At 64.6% G+C, this 16,636-nt stretch carries 22 protein-coding genes; 2 read left to right on the plus strand and 20 right to left on the minus strand.

Features of this window, described 5'->3' with window-relative positions:
* Positions 1 to 2 precede the first annotated feature (2 nt).
* Positions 3 to 872 (plus strand): metal-dependent hydrolase, encoded by an 870-nt coding sequence (locus M3P36_RS06260; RefSeq protein WP_249702394.1) that lies wholly within the window; start codon positions 3 to 5, stop codon positions 870 to 872.
* A gap of 9 nt (positions 873 to 881) precedes the next feature.
* Here the strand turns inward: M3P36_RS06260 and M3P36_RS06265 are convergent, their stop codons facing one another.
* From M3P36_RS06265 to rplU, 3 genes are all read right to left on the minus strand, one after another.
* Entirely contained in the window at positions 882 to 1,448 is a 567-nt protein-coding gene (locus tag M3P36_RS06265) for a GNAT family N-acetyltransferase (RefSeq protein ID WP_249702395.1), read from the minus strand.
* A gap of 181 nt (positions 1,449 to 1,629) precedes the next feature.
* Entirely contained in the window at positions 1,630 to 1,899 is a 270-nt protein-coding gene (rpmA, locus tag M3P36_RS06270; RefSeq protein ID WP_249702396.1) for a 50S ribosomal protein L27, read from the minus strand.
* Positions 1,900 to 1,943: 44 nt separating this feature from the next.
* On the minus strand, positions 1,944 to 2,369 hold the full coding sequence (rplU, locus tag M3P36_RS06275) for a 50S ribosomal protein L21 (protein ID WP_249702397.1): 426 nt from the start codon (positions 2,367 to 2,369) through the stop codon (positions 1,944 to 1,946).
* 233 nt (positions 2,370 to 2,602) lie between these two features.
* Here rplU and M3P36_RS06280 point away from each other — a divergent pair, with 233 nt between their 5' ends.
* Positions 2,603 to 3,124 carry a hypothetical protein gene (locus M3P36_RS06280; RefSeq protein ID WP_249702398.1) on the plus strand — a complete coding sequence of 174 codons (522 nt, stop codon included), beginning with the start codon at positions 2,603 to 2,605 and terminating at the stop codon, positions 3,122 to 3,124.
* 94 nt (positions 3,125 to 3,218) lie between these two features.
* Here M3P36_RS06280 and M3P36_RS06285 read toward each other — a convergent pair whose 3' ends face one another.
* The 17 genes from M3P36_RS06285 to coxB form a co-directional block, all read right to left on the minus strand.
* Positions 3,219 to 3,677, minus strand: coding sequence for a hypothetical protein (locus M3P36_RS06285; RefSeq protein WP_249702399.1), 459 nt, complete (start codon positions 3,675 to 3,677; stop codon positions 3,219 to 3,221).
* Positions 3,678 to 3,773: 96 nt separating this feature from the next.
* Complete coding sequence (locus tag M3P36_RS06290) at positions 3,774 to 4,217, minus strand: molybdenum cofactor biosynthesis protein MoaE (RefSeq protein WP_249702400.1); 444 nt, start codon at positions 4,215 to 4,217, stop codon at positions 3,774 to 3,776.
* Between the two features lie 4 nt (positions 4,218 to 4,221).
* The gene (locus M3P36_RS06295; protein ID WP_249702401.1) at positions 4,222 to 4,461 is read right to left on the minus strand and encodes a MoaD/ThiS family protein; all 240 of its coding nucleotides are present in this window, start codon (positions 4,459 to 4,461) and stop codon (positions 4,222 to 4,224) included.
* Position 4,462: 1 nt separating this feature from the next.
* Positions 4,463 to 5,464, minus strand: coding sequence for a GTP 3',8-cyclase MoaA (gene moaA / locus M3P36_RS06300; RefSeq protein WP_249702402.1), 1,002 nt, complete (start codon positions 5,462 to 5,464; stop codon positions 4,463 to 4,465).
* Between the two features lie 11 nt (positions 5,465 to 5,475).
* The gene (locus tag M3P36_RS06305; protein WP_249702403.1) at positions 5,476 to 5,808 is read right to left on the minus strand and encodes a Rossmann fold domain-containing protein; all 333 of its coding nucleotides are present in this window, start codon (positions 5,806 to 5,808) and stop codon (positions 5,476 to 5,478) included.
* Positions 5,808 to 6,176: a dihydroneopterin aldolase gene (locus M3P36_RS06310; protein WP_249702404.1), complete on the minus strand. Its 369-nt coding sequence runs from the start codon at positions 6,174 to 6,176 to the stop codon at positions 5,808 to 5,810. The genes M3P36_RS06305 and M3P36_RS06310 overlap by 1 nt, the downstream gene beginning before the upstream one ends.
* 44 nt (positions 6,177 to 6,220) lie before the next feature.
* Positions 6,221 to 7,462 carry a hypothetical protein gene (locus tag M3P36_RS06315; RefSeq protein WP_249702405.1) on the minus strand — a complete coding sequence of 414 codons (1,242 nt, stop codon included), beginning with the start codon at positions 7,460 to 7,462 and terminating at the stop codon, positions 6,221 to 6,223.
* 143 nt (positions 7,463 to 7,605) lie between these two features.
* Entirely contained in the window at positions 7,606 to 8,589 is a 984-nt protein-coding gene (locus M3P36_RS06320; protein ID WP_249702406.1) for a class I SAM-dependent rRNA methyltransferase, read from the minus strand.
* Entirely contained in the window at positions 8,589 to 10,001 is a 1,413-nt protein-coding gene (gene thrC / locus M3P36_RS06325) for a threonine synthase (protein WP_249702407.1), read from the minus strand. The genes M3P36_RS06320 and thrC overlap by 1 nt, the downstream gene beginning before the upstream one ends.
* A 13-nt stretch (positions 10,002 to 10,014) precedes the next feature.
* A complete protein-coding gene (locus M3P36_RS06330; protein ID WP_249702408.1) occupies positions 10,015 to 10,641 on the minus strand; it encodes an SURF1 family cytochrome oxidase biogenesis protein in 627 nt (208 codons plus the stop codon).
* On the minus strand, positions 10,638 to 11,033 hold the full coding sequence (locus tag M3P36_RS06335; protein ID WP_502798366.1) for a DUF983 domain-containing protein: 396 nt from the start codon (positions 11,031 to 11,033) through the stop codon (positions 10,638 to 10,640). Before M3P36_RS06335 ends, M3P36_RS06330 begins: the two co-directional genes overlap by 4 nt.
* Positions 11,034 to 11,186: 153 nt before the next feature.
* Complete coding sequence (locus M3P36_RS06340; protein WP_249702410.1) at positions 11,187 to 12,047, minus strand: cytochrome c oxidase subunit 3; 861 nt, start codon at positions 12,045 to 12,047, stop codon at positions 11,187 to 11,189.
* 64 nt (positions 12,048 to 12,111) lie between these two features.
* Positions 12,112 to 12,681 (minus strand): cytochrome c oxidase assembly protein, encoded by a 570-nt coding sequence (locus tag M3P36_RS06345; RefSeq protein WP_249702411.1) that lies wholly within the window; start codon positions 12,679 to 12,681, stop codon positions 12,112 to 12,114.
* Positions 12,681 to 12,806, minus strand: coding sequence for a cytochrome c oxidase system small membrane protein (locus M3P36_RS15155; protein WP_283773360.1), 126 nt, complete (start codon positions 12,804 to 12,806; stop codon positions 12,681 to 12,683). The genes M3P36_RS06345 and M3P36_RS15155 overlap by 1 nt, the downstream gene beginning before the upstream one ends.
* Positions 12,803 to 13,729: a heme o synthase gene (locus tag M3P36_RS06350; RefSeq protein ID WP_249702412.1), complete on the minus strand. Its 927-nt coding sequence runs from the start codon at positions 13,727 to 13,729 to the stop codon at positions 12,803 to 12,805. The genes M3P36_RS15155 and M3P36_RS06350 overlap by 4 nt, the downstream gene beginning before the upstream one ends.
* Positions 13,730 to 13,773: 44 nt before the next feature.
* On the minus strand, positions 13,774 to 15,492 hold the full coding sequence (gene ctaD, locus M3P36_RS06355) for a cytochrome c oxidase subunit I (RefSeq protein ID WP_249702413.1): 1,719 nt from the start codon (positions 15,490 to 15,492) through the stop codon (positions 13,774 to 13,776).
* Between the two features lie 60 nt (positions 15,493 to 15,552).
* A complete protein-coding gene (gene coxB / locus M3P36_RS06360; protein ID WP_249702414.1) occupies positions 15,553 to 16,593 on the minus strand; it encodes a cytochrome c oxidase subunit II in 1,041 nt (346 codons plus the stop codon).
* Positions 16,594 to 16,636: the final 43 nt, after the last annotated feature.

The raw sequence follows: 16,636 nt of genomic DNA on the forward strand, positions 1-16,636 counted from the left end.
ACATGACCACGAACCTCGACCTAGGCCCTGGCCTGCCCCACGGCAAGACGCCCGCCAGCAAGTCTCCTCCCGGCCTCACCCTGACCGTGCGCGACCGGCGCTTTGCCCGCGAGCACGCGCTCCAGCGCGGCTGGGCGGGCGGCGATCCGGTGGCGAGCGCATGGCTCACCGCCCTGTCGGCCTCGTTCCCGCGAGGCGAGGCGATGTTCATCGATGCAGTGAAGGCGCACCGCGATGGCGTGCCGCCGCAGCTTGAAGGCGAAATCCGCGATTTCATCCGCCAGGAAGTGAACCATTCGCGCGAGCACCTGGCTTTCAACCGCGCCGCCAGCGAAGCGGGGTACGACCTTTCCGCCATTGACGAACGGGTGGCCGCGCTGGTCGCCATGACCTACACCCGCCCGCCGATCGTGCGGCTCGCCATCACCACGTCGCTGGAGCATTTCACGGCGATCTTCGCCCACCAGTTCCTCGCCTTCCCCGAGCATTTCAAGGGCAGCGACAGCGAACTGGCCGACCTGTGGCGCTGGCACGCGGTGGAGGAGATCGAGCACAAGGCGGTCGCCTATGACACCTTTCTCCACGCCACGCGCGACTGGCCAGAGTTCCGCCGCTGGCTCCTGCGCACGATGGTGATGCTGGATGTGACGGTGCGGTTCATCACCAACCGGTGCCGCGATGCGCTGGAACTGCTGGCGCAGGACGGTATCACCGGCTGGCGGGCACGCTGGCGGCTTACCGCCTACCTGCTTCACAAGCCGGGCATCCTGCGCCGCCTGGCTCCCGGCTGGCTGAGCTGGTTCGCCCCCGGCTTCCACCCGTGGAACCACGACGACCGGCACCTGCTGGACCGGGCCGCCGAACCGGCCTGAGCCTGAGACTCAGGCCGGCTTGCGGCTGTCCTGCGCCATATTTGACCGGCCGACACTCTCGACCTGGCCAAGCTCCAGCCCATAGCGCCGCGACAGCACCAATTGCCCGCCGCGCCCCAGCGCATGGGTGGGTCGCACTTCACCGGTTTCGACAAAGCCCGCCTTCTTCAGCACCGCGCCGCTTGCCGGGTTGTCGAGATAGTGCCCTGCCGACAGGCGCTGCACGCCCAGCGTGCGGGCTATTTCCAGCACGCCTGCCAGAGCTTCGGACGCATAGCCCTTGCCCCGGTGGCCGCGGCCGATCCAGTAGCCGACATCGGGCACCGCCGCAGTGCAGTCCATGCCGATGGCCCCGATGATCGGCGAACCCTCAACACCCGGCAGGGTAATGGCAAACTGCAGGTCGAGCGGATCACGCAGCGCACCGCAGAACGCCTGTGCATCCTCGGGCCCATAGGGCCACGGCGCGCGGGCCAGCATCCGCACCACGCCGGCATCGTTTATCCCGCGATAGATCTCGCGCCAGTCCTCGGGGAATGGCGGGCGGAGGAACAGCCTCTGCGTGCGAATGAACATGACACTTCTCCCTCGTGCCCCCTGCGCAGCGCCCCTCTAGGCACGGCAAGTGACGGTGATGTTGCGAAGGAGAAACAAAAAAGGAGACGGGTCGGCCCCATCTCCTTCGTCTTTTCCGGAAAAAATATTTGGTCCGGAAAGGGGCCACCCGGTGGATGGCCCCTTTATCGGTCCATCCGGTTTATTCGGCTGCCTCGGCGGCCATGTCTACCGACACGTATTGACGGCCCAGCTTGCCCATGTGGAAGCGCACGCGGCCCACCACGAGCGCAAACAGGGTGTGGTCCCTGCCGATGCCGACATTGGCACCCGGGTAGAACTTGGTCCCGCGCTGGCGCACGATAATGTTGCCGCCGATCACTTCCTGACCGCCGAACTTCTTTACGCCGAGGCGACGGCCAGCCGAATCGCGACCGTTGCGCGACGAACCGCCAGCTTTCTTATGTGCCATCTCGTCTTACTCCGTCTTCAGCCCGGCGCACCGGGGATCAAATCTTATTCTGCGGCCTTCTTGGCAGCAGCCTTCTTGGCGGGCGCCTTCTTGGCAGCAGGTGCAGCTTCCGCAGCAGCGGGAGCGGCATCGGCCTTCGGCTCGGCAGCCTTCTTCGGCGCGGCCTTCTTGGCTTCGCCCACGGCCGTGATGCGCAGCAGGGTGAGCTGCTGGCGGTGGCCGTTCTTGCGGCGATAGTTGTGGCGGCGCTTCTTCTTGAAGACGATGACCTTTTCGGACTTCGCCTGCGCGATGATCTCTGCCGAAACAGTGATCTTCGAAGCGTCCGCCATGTCGGCGCCTTCGCCGGCCAGGAGGACATCGCCCAGCACGATCGTTTCGCCGGCATCGCCTGCCAGCTTTTCGACCGCAATCTTGTCTCCGGCGGCTACGCGATACTGCTTGCCGCCTGTGCGCACTACTGCGAACATGGTGTTCTGTTCCGTTTCATCAGCTGTCGTTGCACCGGGGTTATCCCACCGCAATGACAAAAAAGGGCGCCCACAAGGGCACCGCCAAGTGGGGCGCCGATAAGGCAGGTGGCCCTTGCTGTCAACACGCAGACGCGGATTTTCGCCGTTGTTGGCCGGGGAAATGTGCAGTTCAGGCCACAGGGACGATGGACTGCTGGAAAGTGCACCCATGCCCCGCTAAGGCCCATGCGATGTTGTTGCCGCGCCATACCACAGCCCTCGCCCTGCCTGCCATGCTGGTTCTGGGGGCCTGTGCCTCGTCCGGCGGCGGATCGTCGCAGTACCCCAGCCTGGATATCCGCGAATCGGAACGGGTGCTGGGCACCCTGGATGCGCCGCCTGCCCCTGCGTTCACCCCGGCCCCGGTAACGCCCGCCACGCTGGCCAGGCTCGATAGCCTGGCAGCCACTGCCCGCGCGGCGCACCAGCGCTTCCTGGCCGCTGCAGGCGACGCTGGCGCCATTGTGCGCAGAACCGCCGGAAGCGCCACTGGATCAGACGGCTGGTCACGCGCGCAAGTGGCCGTGGCGGGGCTCGCCTCGATCCGCAGCGATGCGATGATCGCGCTGGCCGATATCGACCGGATCCATGTCGATGCCCATGTGGGCGGGGCGGAAATCGTCCGGAGCGAGGCCGTGCGGGCCGAAGTGTCGGCCCTGGTAGCCGAGCAGGATCGCGTGATCGCCGACCTGTTGCAGACGCTGGGCGGCTGAAGCCTGCTTTACAAACTAAACGCGGGACCGGCCGTTAGACCGATCCCGCGCAGACGAGGCATAGAAATGCGGTAACCCGATCGCGTGAAGCGGGTCAGCGCACCAAGGCGGCAATGGTCACAACCGCCAAACCCCAGACAACGATCAATACAGGGAGGATCAGTACCTGCACTGTGGCTGCGCCTGCGGTGTTATGCCCCGTAAGGGAAGTGATGCCGTCGCGCTGGAACTTCGCCCAGCTTTTCGCCTTTGCCGGAGCATCGGGCGACAACTTGGTCCAGATCGTGGGAATGCCGAAGCCCGCCACGATGAAGAAGGTGAAGATCACCATCGGAATGATCAGTTCCGGAGTGGAAAAGGCCAGCGCCGTGGTGGCGAGGAAGGTGAGGTAGCAGGCCACGGTGGCAATATAGAGCCCGCGCGGCAGTTCGAAATTGCGATCGACCACATGAGTAATCGCCGGGGCAATTGCCGGGGCCTGCTGCAGGTCGGGCAACAGGTCATGCACGTCCGCATGGGCGGCTATGGTGGCGCGGTTGAGTTTCTGGGCCATGAACCTTGATCCTTCCTTGTTACAGGCAAGGATGTGGACGCGTTCAGGCCGAGTCGCCTTGATTCCGGTCAAAATTCCCGGGCAGGCGGATTGCGGTCAGCCCCAGCGGGAGATATCCGCGTAGTCTTCTCCGCGCGGTTCGATCCAGTTCCACACGCCGCCGCGCTTCTCGCGCTTCCAGAACCACGAATCGGACTTGAGGTGGTCCATGGCGAAATCCACCGCGTCGATAGCCCCGCGCCGGTGGCGGGCGGCGGCAGAGACCAGCACGATCGGTTCGCCCGGCAACATCACTCCGGTGCGGTGGACGATGAGCAGGCTCATCAGGCCGAAGCGCTCGATCGTCTGGTCGGCCAGCTGCTCCATTCCCGCCAGGGTCATCGGCGCATAGTGCAGCAGTTCCAGCGCCTCCACATCATCATCGCTGCGCACTTCGCCCACGAAAGTGCAGACCCCGCCAAGACCAGGGTGGGCATTGGTGAACGGGCCAACATATTCGCCAGGAACGAACGGCTCGGCCAGCAATCGGACATCACGCATGGGTTCAGCCGCCGCTGACCGGAGGCAACAACGCCACTTCGTCACCTGCTCTGGCCTGGAGCGCGGCCTTGTCGGCCAGCAGCGCGCCATTGACAGCGATCCGCGTGCGATCTTGCATAACAGTCTCACGCAAGGGGCCGTGCAATTCATCGACCAGCCCCTGCCAGTCGAGCGGCGCTTCGATTTCGCGTTCGGCCACGCCTGCCAGGTCCGCCAGCTTGCCGAGGAATACCAGCCTGACCAAGTCAGCCCCCCGTAACCGACATATGGCGCGGCTGGGTCGGCCCTGCCCCTTCGCGGATCTCGAAGTGGTGGCGCTCGGGCTTGATCCGCATGGCCTCGTCCAGCGCGGCGGCCAGCCCGCCATCGGGATCGTCGGAGCGCAGCGGCCCGCGCAGGTCCACCATCTCCGACCCGCCGAGGCAGGCATAGAGCTGGCCGGTGGCGGTCACGCGGATGCGGTTGCACCCGGCGCAGAAGTTGTTGGTCAGCGGCGTGATGAAGCCCAGCCTGCCGCCGGTTTCCTTCACCGTGACATAGCGCGACGGGCCGCCGGTGCGGAAATCGCTGTCCTCCAGTGTAAAGCGCTGCTCCAGCCGGTCACGAATGGCGGTCAGCGGCAGGTAGTGATCCACCCGCTCGCCATCGACCTCGCCCAGCGGCATGACTTCGATCAGCGTCAGGTCATGGCCGTGGCTGTGGGCCCATTCGACGAGGAAGGGTATCTCCTCCTCGTTCAGGCCTTTCAGCGCCACGGTGTTGATCTTGACCTTGAGGCCAGCATCCTTGGCCGCCGCAATACCCTGCAGCACCTGCGCCAGCCGGTCGCGCCGCGACAGCTGCTGGAACAGCGCGCCGTCCATCGTATCAAGACTGACATTGATGCGCTTGACGCCTGCCGCAGCGATAGGCCCGGCGAATTCACCCAGTTGCGTACCGTTGGTGGTGAGGGTCAGTTCTTCCAGACCGTCTCCCAGCTTGCGGCCCAGCGCAGAGATAAGGTCGATCACATCGCGCCGCACCAGCGGTTCGCCGCCGGTCAAGCGGATCTTGGTGATCCCGCGATCGATGAAGCCCAGGGCCAGCTTGTGCAGCTCTTCCAGGCTCAGCACGTCCTTCTTGGGCAGGAACTGCATCGCTTCAGGCATGCAATAGGTGCAACGCAGGTCGCACCGGTCCGTCACCGACAGGCGGAGATAGGAAATGCGCCGGTTGAAGGCATCGACAAGGGGCTTAGAGCAGGACATGCCAGCCCTACCTAGGCGCTTGTGGCGCGAATTGCATCCACCATCAGCACTTGTCCGGTAACGCCGGGGGCACTTGCGAGATAGGCCACGGTTTCATCCAGCGCCGCACCCTCGCCGCCAACGACGGCATTGACCCTGAGCGGCGCAGCAGAGCGGGCCAAGTCCTGCACCAGCGCCAGCCGCCAGCCGGCGTGGGCATGGTCCGCAGGATCGAACACCAGCACCAGGTCATCCCCGGCGCCAAGCGCTGCGCGAACGGGAGCGCCGAAGGAAGCGTGAAAGGCGGCTGCCGCATCGAGCGGATCGTCCGGCAGTCCGCGCGCCTCGAACACCCGCTGCGCCATCAGCGCCGCTCGCGCACCAGGGTGATGCCGATCTGCTCGTCGGCCTCGCTCAGCGCCAGCTTGACGATCTTGACGCTGACCTGCTCGACACGGGTGTCCTGCACGAACAGCGTTTCCACCACATGGTCGGCCACTGCCTCGATCAGCTTGTAATGGGTATCGCCCAGGGCTTCCGAACAGGCGAACTTCAGGTCCATGTAGTTCTTCGACGCATCCAGCGGCGTGTCGGGATCGTAGTGGTGCTGAACCTTGAAGCGCACCTGCACGGTGAATTTCAGCGGCTGCGGCTGGCCGGTTTCTTCCGAATAGATTCCCGTGTGCACGTCATGCACGAAATCGGCGAGTTCGAGGGTGAGGCTGTCGGCCATGGGCGCGCCTGTGGCAGCGGCGCGTCCGCTTGGCAAGCTTATGCCTACTGGCACAAGCCCGCAGCCCGCTCGGCAATGCCGCGCAGGCCGCCGCGGCAGCGCGGGAGTCCGGCCGGCTCGGCGGGTGCGGGATCGGCCTGGCGCGACTGGCGGCCGGTGGTATCGCGCCCGCCCATCATCGCTTCCATGCCCGGAATCATCATCGCCATCGAACGGAACCGCACCCGGGCGATCCATTCGGGTCGCCACGAAGCCGGGGCGTTCTGCGGCCGTTCGGGATAGGTGAAGTTCACTTGCGGTCCATAGGCATAGAGGCTGGTCATCATCGCCTGCCCGCCCGCTGCCCGCGCCTCTGCCGGGATCACGCATTCGGTCGTGCCCGGTTCCATCAGCTGCCCCGCCTCGACATAGCTGCGCGCGGCGGCAGGCGATATCCAGTCGGCAAACGGCCCGCCGAAGGACTGGGAAGAGGACGAGGTCCACCAGACCATGTCGCCATTGTTCTGCCCCGCCCCAATCGACCAGGCATAGTATCCGGTCGCCTTGTCGAGATGGTTCCACCGCATCCGGGTGGCCCCGCTGGCAAGGTCAATGCCTGCCGGGTTTAGGCCGGGCATGAAATCCTCGGCCAAGTTGAATGATATCTCGGGCGAATAGTTGCCCACCACCCGGTGCGCGCCGAGCAGCGAGGACTGCGCGGTGAGGCTGGCGGTGGACCGGCTATTGGGCCAGTCGCCATAGGTCGTGCTGTTGGACACCATGACCTGCCAGTCCTCAGGCAGGTCAAGTCCTTGGGCGAACAGGCCGGGCGGAATCTCGCCGCGCGCCATCCGGGCAAAGTCGATTACCACCGGCTGGCCCGCTCCCGCCCGCTCACCGCAGCCCCAGAACAGCAACAGCCGCCCGCGTGGCATCTCGGCATTGCCGGGCATGCCGGGTTCGGAATCGTCGTCGCTCTGGCCGGTGCGGCGGCTGGGGGTCACCAGCGGCACCGAGGCACCGAGGCCCGCGCCCTGCGGCATGAAATGGTCCGCTGCGGGCGAGCCTTGCGCCGACTGCGTGGAGCCGAGCCGCAGGGTCAGCTCATGCGCCACCCCGCCGCCGCCGCCGCGCATCATGTTCATGATCCCGCCAAGGCCGCCGCCTTGCCCGCCCTGCGTCATCGCCGCCATGCCGGACAATGTGCCGGCATCCATCGTGTAGCGGGCAATTGTCTGGGTGTTCTGCTGCGAAAGGACCGGCGTGACAGCCGCCGCCATGGCAGTGGCCGCGAGCCCGACCATCATGCCTGTGCGAAACCGATTGCCCTTATGGAAGCCCATGCCTTTTCCCCCAAGCGCGGGCGGGCCGACTCAGCAGGCCGACCGGCCCTGGTACTCTGCGATCATAGGCTTGTGGGCCTCGGGTCGGAAGCGGCAATTGCCCGCGATCAAGTGCCCCGCCAGCGGGCAAAGATCGCGGTGGGCAGCAGGCGGCCATCCTGCCCATCCTCACGCACCGCCAGGTCGCCATGCTCGATCGTGCCGGGAAGGTCGGCCAGGGCTTCTGCGAGCAATCCGCCAATGGCGAGCGACGACATGCGCACGGCATAAACCGTGAGGAACAGGAAGCGGCTGTCGGCATCGAGCAGGCGGCGGCAATCGGCGACAAGGCCGGGCAGGCCTTCCTCCAGCCGCCAGACCTCGCCGTCGGGACCGCGCCCGAACTTGGGCGGATCGAGGATGATCCCGTCATAGCGCTTGCCGCGCCGCACTTCGCGCGCGGTGAACTTGCCCGCATCGTCCACCAGCCAGCGGATCGGGCGATCGGTCATTCCCGACAGCGCCGCATTCTCGCGCGCCTGGGCAACCGATTTCTTGCTGGCATCGACGTGGGTGACCGGCCCGCACTGGCTGAGCGCGAGGCTACCAACGCCGGTATAGCCGAACAGGTTGAGGGTGGAAAATCCTCCCCCGTGGGGGAGGGGGACCACCGAAGGTGGTGGAGGCGCGCGCCCGTCGGTTGCCCCTCCACCATGCTGTGCATGGTCCCCCTCCCCGTGCCGGGGAGGATCGCTGAGGCGTCCGCGCATCCAGTCCCACACGGGTGCCATGTCTGGGAAAAAGCCGAGGTGGCGGAAGGGGGTGCACTGGGCGGTGAACTTCGCTTCGTTCCATGCCAGCGGCCAGCCATCGCGCGGCACGTCCTTCAGGAATTGCCAGCGCCCGCCGCCATCCTCGTCCGAACCAGGCACGAATTCGGCGTGGGCCTGCCATTCCTTCTGCCGGGGTGACCACATGGCCTGCGGTTCGGGGCGGATGAAGCGGTACTTGCCATAGCGTTCCAGCTTGCGCCCGTGGCCGCTGTCCACCAGGCCATAGTCGGCCCAGCCTGCGCCTTCCATCACCAGTGGCTGGGTGGCGACCTCAGCCATTAGGCGCTTTCGGTTGCGTGGCTTGTCACATAGGCGGCGACGGCATCATAATCGCCCGGCAGCTCGGTGAAGCTTTCCTCCCGCTCGAACAGGTCGCCCATGCGGGCGGGCAGCGGCGGGCGCTGGCCGGTGGCGCGTTCCACCGCATCGCGGAACTTGGCCGGATGCGCGGTGGCCAGCGTGACGACGGGCACCGCCGGATCGATCCCCGCATGGCGCGCGGCGTGGAGGCCGATGGCGGTGTGCGGGTCGATCACCTCGCCGCAATGGTCCTTGGCCCAGGCCATCGCGCGGTTCATCTCGTCGGCATCGCAGCGGGCCGAGGTGAACAGGGCGGAGGCGCCTTCACGCTGAGCATTGGTAAGCTGCATGGCCTTGCTCGCCTCGAACCCGCGCATCTGCGCCGCCATGGCCGCGCCATCACGCCCGCCCATGTCGAACAGCAGGCGCTCGAAATTGCTCGACACTTGGATGTCCATCGAGGGGGCAGCGGTTTCGGTGACGGTACCGGCCGAATAGTCGCCGCTCGACAGGGCGCGGTGGAGGATGTCGTTGACATTGGTCGCCACGATAAGCTGCTCGATCGGCAGTCCCATGCGGCTGGCGACATAGCCGGCAAACACATCACCGAAGTTGCCGGTCGGCACACTGAAGGCCACCTTGCGCTCCGGCGCGCCCAGTTGCAGCGCGGCGGCGAAGTAATAGACCACCTGCGCCATCAACCGCGCCCAGTTGATCGAATTGACCGCCGTGATGCGGAAGCGGCCCCCCAACGACGAGGCGATTGCCGCATCGTTGAACATGCGCTTCACCATGGCCTGGGCATCGTCGAAGCTGCCCTCGATGGCGATGTTGTGCACATTGGGGCTGAGCACCGTGGTCATCTGGCGGCGCTGCACGTCGCTCACCCGGCCCTTGGGGTGGAGCATGAAGATATCGATCCGGTCGCGTCCGGCCACGCCATCAATCGCCGCGCTGCCGGTGTCGCCGCTGGTCGCGCCGACGATGGTCAGGTGATCGTGGTTCTTCGCCAGGAAATGCTCGAACAGCCCGCCCAGCAGTTGCAGCGCCACGTCCTTGAACGCCAGTGTCGGGCCGTGGAACAGTTCGAGCAACCAGTGCTGCTGGTCGAACTGCTTGAGCGGCGTCACGGCTTCGTGGCTGAACCGGCCATAGGCCTGCTGGCACAGCTTGCGCAGCTCGTCCTCTGACAAGCTGGGCGTCACGAAGGGCAGCATCACCCGCACGGCGAGTTCGGCGTAGGGAAGGCCGCGCATGGCGGCGATCTCGGCTTCGCTGAAGCGCGGATAGTCGCGCGGCACATAGAGCCCGCCATCGGGCGCGAGGCCCGCCAGCGTGACGCCTTCGAAATCGAGCGCCCCGGCGCTGCCCCTGGTCGAGATATATTCCATAGCGCTGGTGCGCCTAGCGCCCGCGGCGGCGCAAGGCCAGTATGTATATGACCAGCGCCGTCAGCGCGAAGAAGAACCACTGCCCGGCGTAGGACCAGGAGGTGTTCTCCTCATCCGAGGGATCCGGCTGCTTCGAAGCGCTGAGCCCGGGCGCCGGTGTCTGTGCCACAATCATAAGACCCTGGGCTTCAGGCTCATCCAACATTCTTTGCGAGATCGGTCGCGTGTCTGGCAGTGACCGACCACGACCTTCAACCTGGCCGCCAGCCCAGGCGGGGCTGAGGTCAGGCCTCTTGCTCACACCCATATCGACCGAAAATTGCGAACTGCCATCAGGCGCCAGGCAACTGGCAACATATCGCCAGCCGGCCCCCTGATCTGCAGAACTGCCGCTAGATACCTCCCATCCGAGAACTTCTGCACACGTTGCAGCAAGTTGGCGATAATAGAGCGATTCGACTTCGCTGGGTACCGCGCCCCCGATTGTCAGGGGCGGCAGAGCGAGCCTTTCCTGCATCAACACCTTGCTAGCGTCACGTTCGATAGCGCGATCGATTTGCCAAAAGCCAAACCGGATACAAGCGAGCACCACTATGGCCACCACGATCGTGGGGATGACAGGAACCTTGCGCCAGTTCACGACAGGTCGCTCCCATCATGCCGGTGTTCCTCGGCGCGGGACTGGAATTCGCGCACCAGCAGCGCGCCCTTGGTAAAGCGCAGGCTAGCAACGACCAGTATAACGATCAGCGGCAGCCACAGGACGATGTGGACCCAGAATGGCGGCGCGAGCGCCAGTTCCACCCACAGCGCCAGCCCCACCACCAACGCGCCCACGCCCAGCGTCAGGAAGGCCGCCGGGCCATCACCCACGTTGAAGCGCGAATAGTCGAGGCCGCAGGCACCGCAGCGGTCAGAGAACTTCGCTACGTCGGCGAACAGAGTCTTGCCGCCGCAGCGGGGGCAAAGACCGAAAAGGGCAGCCTCGGCCAAACCGGGCTGCCCCTTCGATGTGTTGGAATGGTCGGTCAAAAGGGCTCTCCAGAGCATGCGGGAAATCGGCTCAGGCCGGAGCGAGAATGGCTGCCATTCGTGAACCGGAGCGCAGCGGCCTTTTGGGCCGTGAGCACCGGAAGCGCGAATGGTGGCCGTTCGCAGCCCGGCATCAGCCGATTTACCGCGTGCTCAATGGATCGGCGCGCCCCAGCCGCCCCACACGTAAACGCTGATGAACAGGAACAGCCACACCACGTCCACGAAGTGCCAGTACCAGGCTGCCGCTTCGAAACCGAAGTGCTGGCGCGGGGTGAAGTGGCCCTTGTACACGCGGCCAAGGCAAACCGCGAGGAAGATGGTTCCGACGATCACGTGGAACCCGTGGAACCCCGTCGCCATGTAGAAGGCCGAGCTGTAGGCATTGCCGCCGAAGCCGAAGCTTGCATGGCTGTATTCATAGGCCTGGATGGCGCTGAACAGCACACCGAGCGCGATGGTGGCCCACAGGCCCTTCTTCAGCCCTTCACGGTCGCCGTGAATCAGCGAGTGGTGCGCCCAGGTAACCGTGGTGCCCGAACACAGCAGGATCAGCGTGTTGAGCAGCGGCAGGTCGAACGGATCGAGGACATAGATGCCTTCGTGCGGGAACTTCTCCAGCGCGGCGGCGCCTTCCTGCCCGATCAAATTGGTGGCGAACCCGTCCACGATCTGGATCGGCGCGGGGAACAGGGCGAAATCGAACCACGACCAGAACCAGCCGACGAAGAACATCACTTCCGAAGCGATGAAAAGGATCATGCCGTAGCGCATGTGCAACTGCACCACCGGCGTATGATCTCCGCGCTGCGCTTCGTTCACGATCTTGGAGAACCAGCCCCAGAAAGTGGCGATCAGGCCCGCGAGGCCGAGGCCGAGCACCATGTGGCCGCCCGTCATCTCGTGCATGTAGAGCACCAACCCGGTCGTGAAAACGAGGCCCGAAAGGGCGCCGATCAGCGGCCAGATATCGGGATCGAGAATGTGGTATTCGTGGTTCTTGGCGCCGGCCATGTTCTCAAGTCCTGGTTAGTCGTTTCGTCAGCCCTTAGAGCGCACCCGCTCAAGGGTCCAGTGGCTATGAATCGGATTTTGCACGGTGGAATGTGTAAGACAGGGTGATCTGCTGCACACGTTCCATGTTCGGATCGTCCAGCACTGCCGGATCGACGAAATAGAGCACCGGCATGCGGACTTCCTGGCCCGGCTGCAGGGTCTGTTCGGTGAAGCAGAAGCACTGGATCTTGTTAAAATAGCGCCCCGCCTGCTCCGGCTCCACATTGAACGTGGCCGTGCCGGTGATCGGCACGTCGGAATTGTTGCGGGCAACGTATGTCGCCATGTCCCGCTGGCCGATGGACACGCGGTCGGTCACCTGCAGGGGGCGAAACTCCCACGGCATGTTGCTGGCCGTGTTGGCATCGAAGCGGATCGAGAACTCGCGTCCGCCGGCGCTGGCGGCCATGCGCTGGGCGATGTCGGCCTCGGCCTCGGTCGCCACCTGGGTGGTGCCGCCAAAGCCGGTCACGCGGCAGAACAGATCGTAGAGCGGCACGGCGGCAAAACCGAGCCCGAGCATGGCCAGTGCCATGCCGAATGCCATGACCATGGTGCGCCGGTTGCGCTGTTCGAGGACCATCGTCGCCATCAGTCGCCCACCCTTACTATAGTGATGAGGTAGAATAGCAGCACGAAGCCGCCTAGCACCAGCCCCAGCGCAATGTTGCGGCCCTTGCGGCGGCGCATGAATTCGGCTTTTTCCTCGGGCGTCATGTCAAGATCATCCTGTCGGCAACCAGCGCGGTGAACAGCGCAAAGAGATAGATGACGGACCAGGCGAACAGCCGCTTTTCCGGCTTCATCGCATCGTCGGGCGCGGCCATGCGGAAGGCCACCGGCAGCGACAGGGCGAGGAACAGCGCGGACAGCACCAGCGCCGAGACACCATAGATGGCGCCGGTCCCGCCGATCGCCCAGGGCAGCAGGCTGACAGCCAGCAGCAGCACCGAATAGGCCAGGATCTGCCGCCGCGTGCTTTTCTCGCCCGCCACGACCGGCATCATCGGGATGCCGACGCGGGCGTAATCGGTTTGCACGAACAGCGCGAGCGCCCAGAAATGCGGTGGGGTCCACACGAAGATAATGGCGAACAGCAGCAGCGGCATGGCGGTGATGTCGCCCGTTACCGCGACCCAGCCGATCAGCGGCGGAAAGGCCCCTGCCCCGCCACCGATGACGATGTTCTGCGGCGTGCGCGGCTTGAGCCAGATGGTATAGACCACGGCATAGTAGAAGATCGAAATGGCCAGGATAATGGCCGCCAGCCAGTGCACGGCCAAGCCCATCACCATGATCGACGCGCCTGACAGCAGCAGGCCGAAATCGCGCGCATCCTCGCGGCGCATCTTCTTGAGAGGCAGCGGGCGCTGCGCAGTGCGCTTCATGCCGGCATCGAGATCGGCCTCCCACCACTGGTTGAGCGCAGCGGCCCCGCCTGCGCCGAGCGCAATACACAGCACCGCGGTGAAGCCGATGATCGGGTGGATCGAACCCGGTGCCGCCAAGAGGCCGCACAGCCCGGTGAACACCACCAGGCTCATCACGCGCGGCTTGGTCAGCGCGTAGAAGTCGCGCCATTCGGCTGGCATCGTGGCAGCGGCAGGCGCTGCGGCAAGAGGCGTCGGGGCTTGGGTCATAATGTCAAAACCCCCTCCCGCCACCGGCGGAAGGGGGCCTAAGTTCACGCCCGCGCAGGTGCAGGGCTAATGTGGTCGTCGGCCGAATGATGGTCTTCGATCACCGGCAGGGTCTCGAACTGGTGGAACGGCGGCGGGCTCGACAGGCTCCATTCGAGCGTCGTCGCGCCTTCGCCCCAGTAGTTGGCTTCGGCCTTCTTACCGGCAATCAGGGCATAGGCCATGTTGACGAAGAAGATCACCATCGAGGCCGCCATCACGATATAGCCAATGGTGGCGATCTCGTTCCAGTAGGTGAAGGCGGGCGTATAGTCCGGATAACGGCGCGCCATGCCCTGCAGGCCCAGGAAGTGCATCGGGAAGAAGATCAGGTTCACGCCGATGAAGAACACCCAGAAGTGCAGGTGCGACAGGAATTCGCTGTGCATCCGGCCCGACATCTTGGGGAACCAGTAGTACCAGCCGGCAAAGATCGAGGTAACCGCGCCCAGCGACAGCACATAGTGGAAGTGCGCGACCACATAGTAGGTGTCGTGCAGGTTGTCGTCCACGCCGCCGTTGGCCAAGACCACGCCGGTCACGCCGCCCACGGTGAACAGGAAAATGAAGCCCATGGCCCAGACCATCGGGCTCTTGAACTCGATCGAGCCGCCCCACATCGTTGCAATCCAGCTGAAGATCTTGATGCCGGTCGGCACCGCGATCACCATGGTCGCTGCGGTGAAATACATCTTCGTGTTTACGTCGAGGCCCACGGTATACATGTGGTGCGCCCAGACGATAAAGCCGACCACGCCGATCGCGACCATGGCATAGGCCATGCCGAGATAGCCGAACACCGGCTTGCGGCTGAAGGTCGCCACGATCTGCGAAATCATGCCGAAGCCCGGCAGGATCATGATGTAGACCTCGGGGTGGCCGAAGAACCAGAACAGGTGCTGGTACAGGATCGGGTCACCGCCACCGGCGGGATCGTAGAAGGTGGTGCCGAAGTTGCGGTCGGTCAGCAGCATGGTGATGGCAGCAGCCAGCACCGGCAGGGCCAGCAGCAGCAGGAAGGCGGTCACCAGCACCGACCACACGAACAGCGGCATCTTGTGCAGCGTCATGCCCGGGGCACGCATATTGAAGATGGTGGTGATGAAGTTGGTCGCACCCAGGATCGAGCCTGCGCCCGCGAGGTGGAGCGAGAAGATCGCGAAATCGACCGCCGGGCCTTGCGAGAAGGTGGTGGAAAGCGGGGCATAGACCGTCCAGCCCACGCCCGCGCCATTACCGATACCGCCCGGCACGAAGGCGCTGAACATCAGCGAGATGAAGCCCGCGACCGTCAGCCAGAACGAGATGTTGTTCATGCGCGGGAAGGCCATGTCGGGCGCGCCGATCATCAGCGGCACGAACCAGTTGCCGAAGCCGCCGATCATGGCCGGCATAACCATGAAGAACACCATGATCAGGCCGTGGGCCGTGATCAGCACGTTCCACATGTGGCCCTGTTCATCGAAGGTGCCTGCGCCGCCCATGAATTCGACGACCTGGCCCATGATCTGCAAGCCCGGTTCGGCCAGTTCCCAGCGCATCAGGCCCGAAATGGCACCACCGATGATACCCGCGAAAATCGCGAAGATCAGGTAGAGTGTGCCAATGTCCTTATGGTTGGTGGACATGAACCAGCGCGCGAAGAACCCCGGCTTGTGATCGTGGTGATCATGCGCGGCGTGATCGTCGTGGTGAGCGTCGAAGCCTTCAGCGGTAGTGGCCATGTTTCTCTCGGACCCTTGGTCAGTAAAATCGGTATGTCAAAAACGGATCAGGCGAACAGCTCAAACTGCCGGCGCTTCGGCAGCCGGAAGCGGCTCTTCAGCCACTTCGGCGGCCGGAACGACTTCGGCTTCGGCATGGGCGATCACCCCGCCCGGCTGCGACAGCACCCAGGCGTTATAGTCTTCCAGGCTGCGCGCTTCGAGCGCGATCGGCATATAGGCATGGCGTGCACCGCACAGTTCCATGCACTGACCGTAATAGATGCCTTCTTCCTCGACGATCAACACCTTCTCGTTGATGCGGCCGGGCACGGCATCGAGCTTGAACCACAGTGAGGGCACAGCGAACGAGTGGATCACGTCGGCCCCGAAGGTCTGGATGCGGATCGGCACGCCGACCGGCACGACCATGCGGCGGTCGGCCTCGAGCTGGGCGGGATAACCCTGCGCAATGGCGTCGGCCTCGGGCATCATGTTCGAGATCACCTCGAACCCACCGTTGTCCACATATTCATAGCCCCAATACCACTGGTAGCCGTTGGTCTTGATGGTGATCGCGTCTTCCGGCGGGCTTTCGTACTGCGCGGCCAGCAGGCGGATCGACGGGACAGCGATGACCAGCAGGATGATGACCGGGATCACCGTCCAGATTACCTCGATGAAGGTGTTGTGGCTGGTCTTCGACGCCACCGGATTGCGGCGGCGGTTGAAGCGTACGATCACCCACAAGAGCAGGCCGAGCACGAACAGGCTGATCACCGTGATGATCGGCATCAGGATCGCATCGTGCATCCACAGAGCATAATTGCCGGTTTCGGAATACTGGTCCTGGAAGCCCATCGATGCCCACATGTCGTCCTCGGCAGCGATCGGCTGGCCCTTGATCATGTCGGGTCCGAAATGCTCGAAAGCGGGCGCGGCAGTGGCTGCCTGGTCCGCTGCGGCATCAGGCGCTGCGCCTTCGACCATTGCAGCAACCGGCGCTTCGACCGATTCCGCTTCTTGCGCCAGGGCGCCCACGGAAGCCGCGGAGAAAGTCAGGCCGGCGGCCAGAATTGCCAGGAATTGCAGCCGCTTGCGGGCGATATCGCCGAAATTCATCAGTCCAGTGCTTTCCGTTCTAACGCGGGCTCGATGCGGCCCC

It is taken from the genome of Altererythrobacter sp. KTW20L (assembly GCF_023501975.1).
GTDB lineage: Bacteria > Pseudomonadota > Alphaproteobacteria > Sphingomonadales > Sphingomonadaceae > Alteraurantiacibacter.

Excerpts from the sequence above, each read along its gene's own strand:
- M3P36_RS06260 (WP_249702394.1), top strand. The coding sequence starts at position 3 with ATGACCACGAACCTCGACCTAGGCCCTGGCCTGCCCCACGGCAAGACG.
- M3P36_RS06265 (WP_249702395.1), bottom strand. The coding sequence starts at position 1,448 with ATGTTCATTCGCACGCAGAGGCTGTTCCTCCGCCCGCCATTCCCCGAG.
- rpmA (WP_249702396.1), bottom strand. The coding sequence starts at position 1,899 with ATGGCACATAAGAAAGCTGGCGGTTCGTCGCGCAACGGTCGCGATTCG.
- rplU (WP_249702397.1), bottom strand. The coding sequence starts at position 2,369 with ATGTTCGCAGTAGTGCGCACAGGCGGCAAGCAGTATCGCGTAGCCGCC.
- M3P36_RS06280 (WP_249702398.1), top strand. The coding sequence starts at position 2,603 with ATGTTGTTGCCGCGCCATACCACAGCCCTCGCCCTGCCTGCCATGCTG.
- M3P36_RS06285 (WP_249702399.1), bottom strand. The coding sequence starts at position 3,677 with ATGGCCCAGAAACTCAACCGCGCCACCATAGCCGCCCATGCGGACGTG.
- M3P36_RS06290 (WP_249702400.1), bottom strand. The coding sequence starts at position 4,217 with ATGCGTGATGTCCGATTGCTGGCCGAGCCGTTCGTTCCTGGCGAATAT.
- moaA (WP_249702402.1), bottom strand. The coding sequence starts at position 5,464 with ATGTCCTGCTCTAAGCCCCTTGTCGATGCCTTCAACCGGCGCATTTCC.
- M3P36_RS06305 (WP_249702403.1), bottom strand. The coding sequence starts at position 5,808 with ATGGCGCAGCGGGTGTTCGAGGCGCGCGGACTGCCGGACGATCCGCTC.
- M3P36_RS06310 (WP_249702404.1), bottom strand. The coding sequence starts at position 6,176 with ATGGCCGACAGCCTCACCCTCGAACTCGCCGATTTCGTGCATGACGTG.
- M3P36_RS06315 (WP_249702405.1), bottom strand. The coding sequence starts at position 7,462 with ATGATGGTCGGGCTCGCGGCCACTGCCATGGCGGCGGCTGTCACGCCG.
- M3P36_RS06320 (WP_249702406.1), bottom strand. The coding sequence starts at position 8,589 with ATGGCTGAGGTCGCCACCCAGCCACTGGTGATGGAAGGCGCAGGCTGG.
- thrC (WP_249702407.1), bottom strand. The coding sequence starts at position 10,001 with ATGGAATATATCTCGACCAGGGGCAGCGCCGGGGCGCTCGATTTCGAA.
- M3P36_RS06340 (WP_249702410.1), bottom strand. The coding sequence starts at position 12,047 with ATGGCCGGCGCCAAGAACCACGAATACCACATTCTCGATCCCGATATC.
- M3P36_RS06345 (WP_249702411.1), bottom strand. The coding sequence starts at position 12,681 with ATGGCGACGATGGTCCTCGAACAGCGCAACCGGCGCACCATGGTCATG.
- M3P36_RS15155 (WP_283773360.1), bottom strand. The coding sequence starts at position 12,806 with ATGACGCCCGAGGAAAAAGCCGAATTCATGCGCCGCCGCAAGGGCCGC.
- M3P36_RS06350 (WP_249702412.1), bottom strand. The coding sequence starts at position 13,729 with ATGACCCAAGCCCCGACGCCTCTTGCCGCAGCGCCTGCCGCTGCCACG.
- ctaD (WP_249702413.1), bottom strand. The coding sequence starts at position 15,492 with ATGGCCACTACCGCTGAAGGCTTCGACGCTCACCACGACGATCACGCC.
- coxB (WP_249702414.1), bottom strand. The coding sequence starts at position 16,593 with ATGAATTTCGGCGATATCGCCCGCAAGCGGCTGCAATTCCTGGCAATT.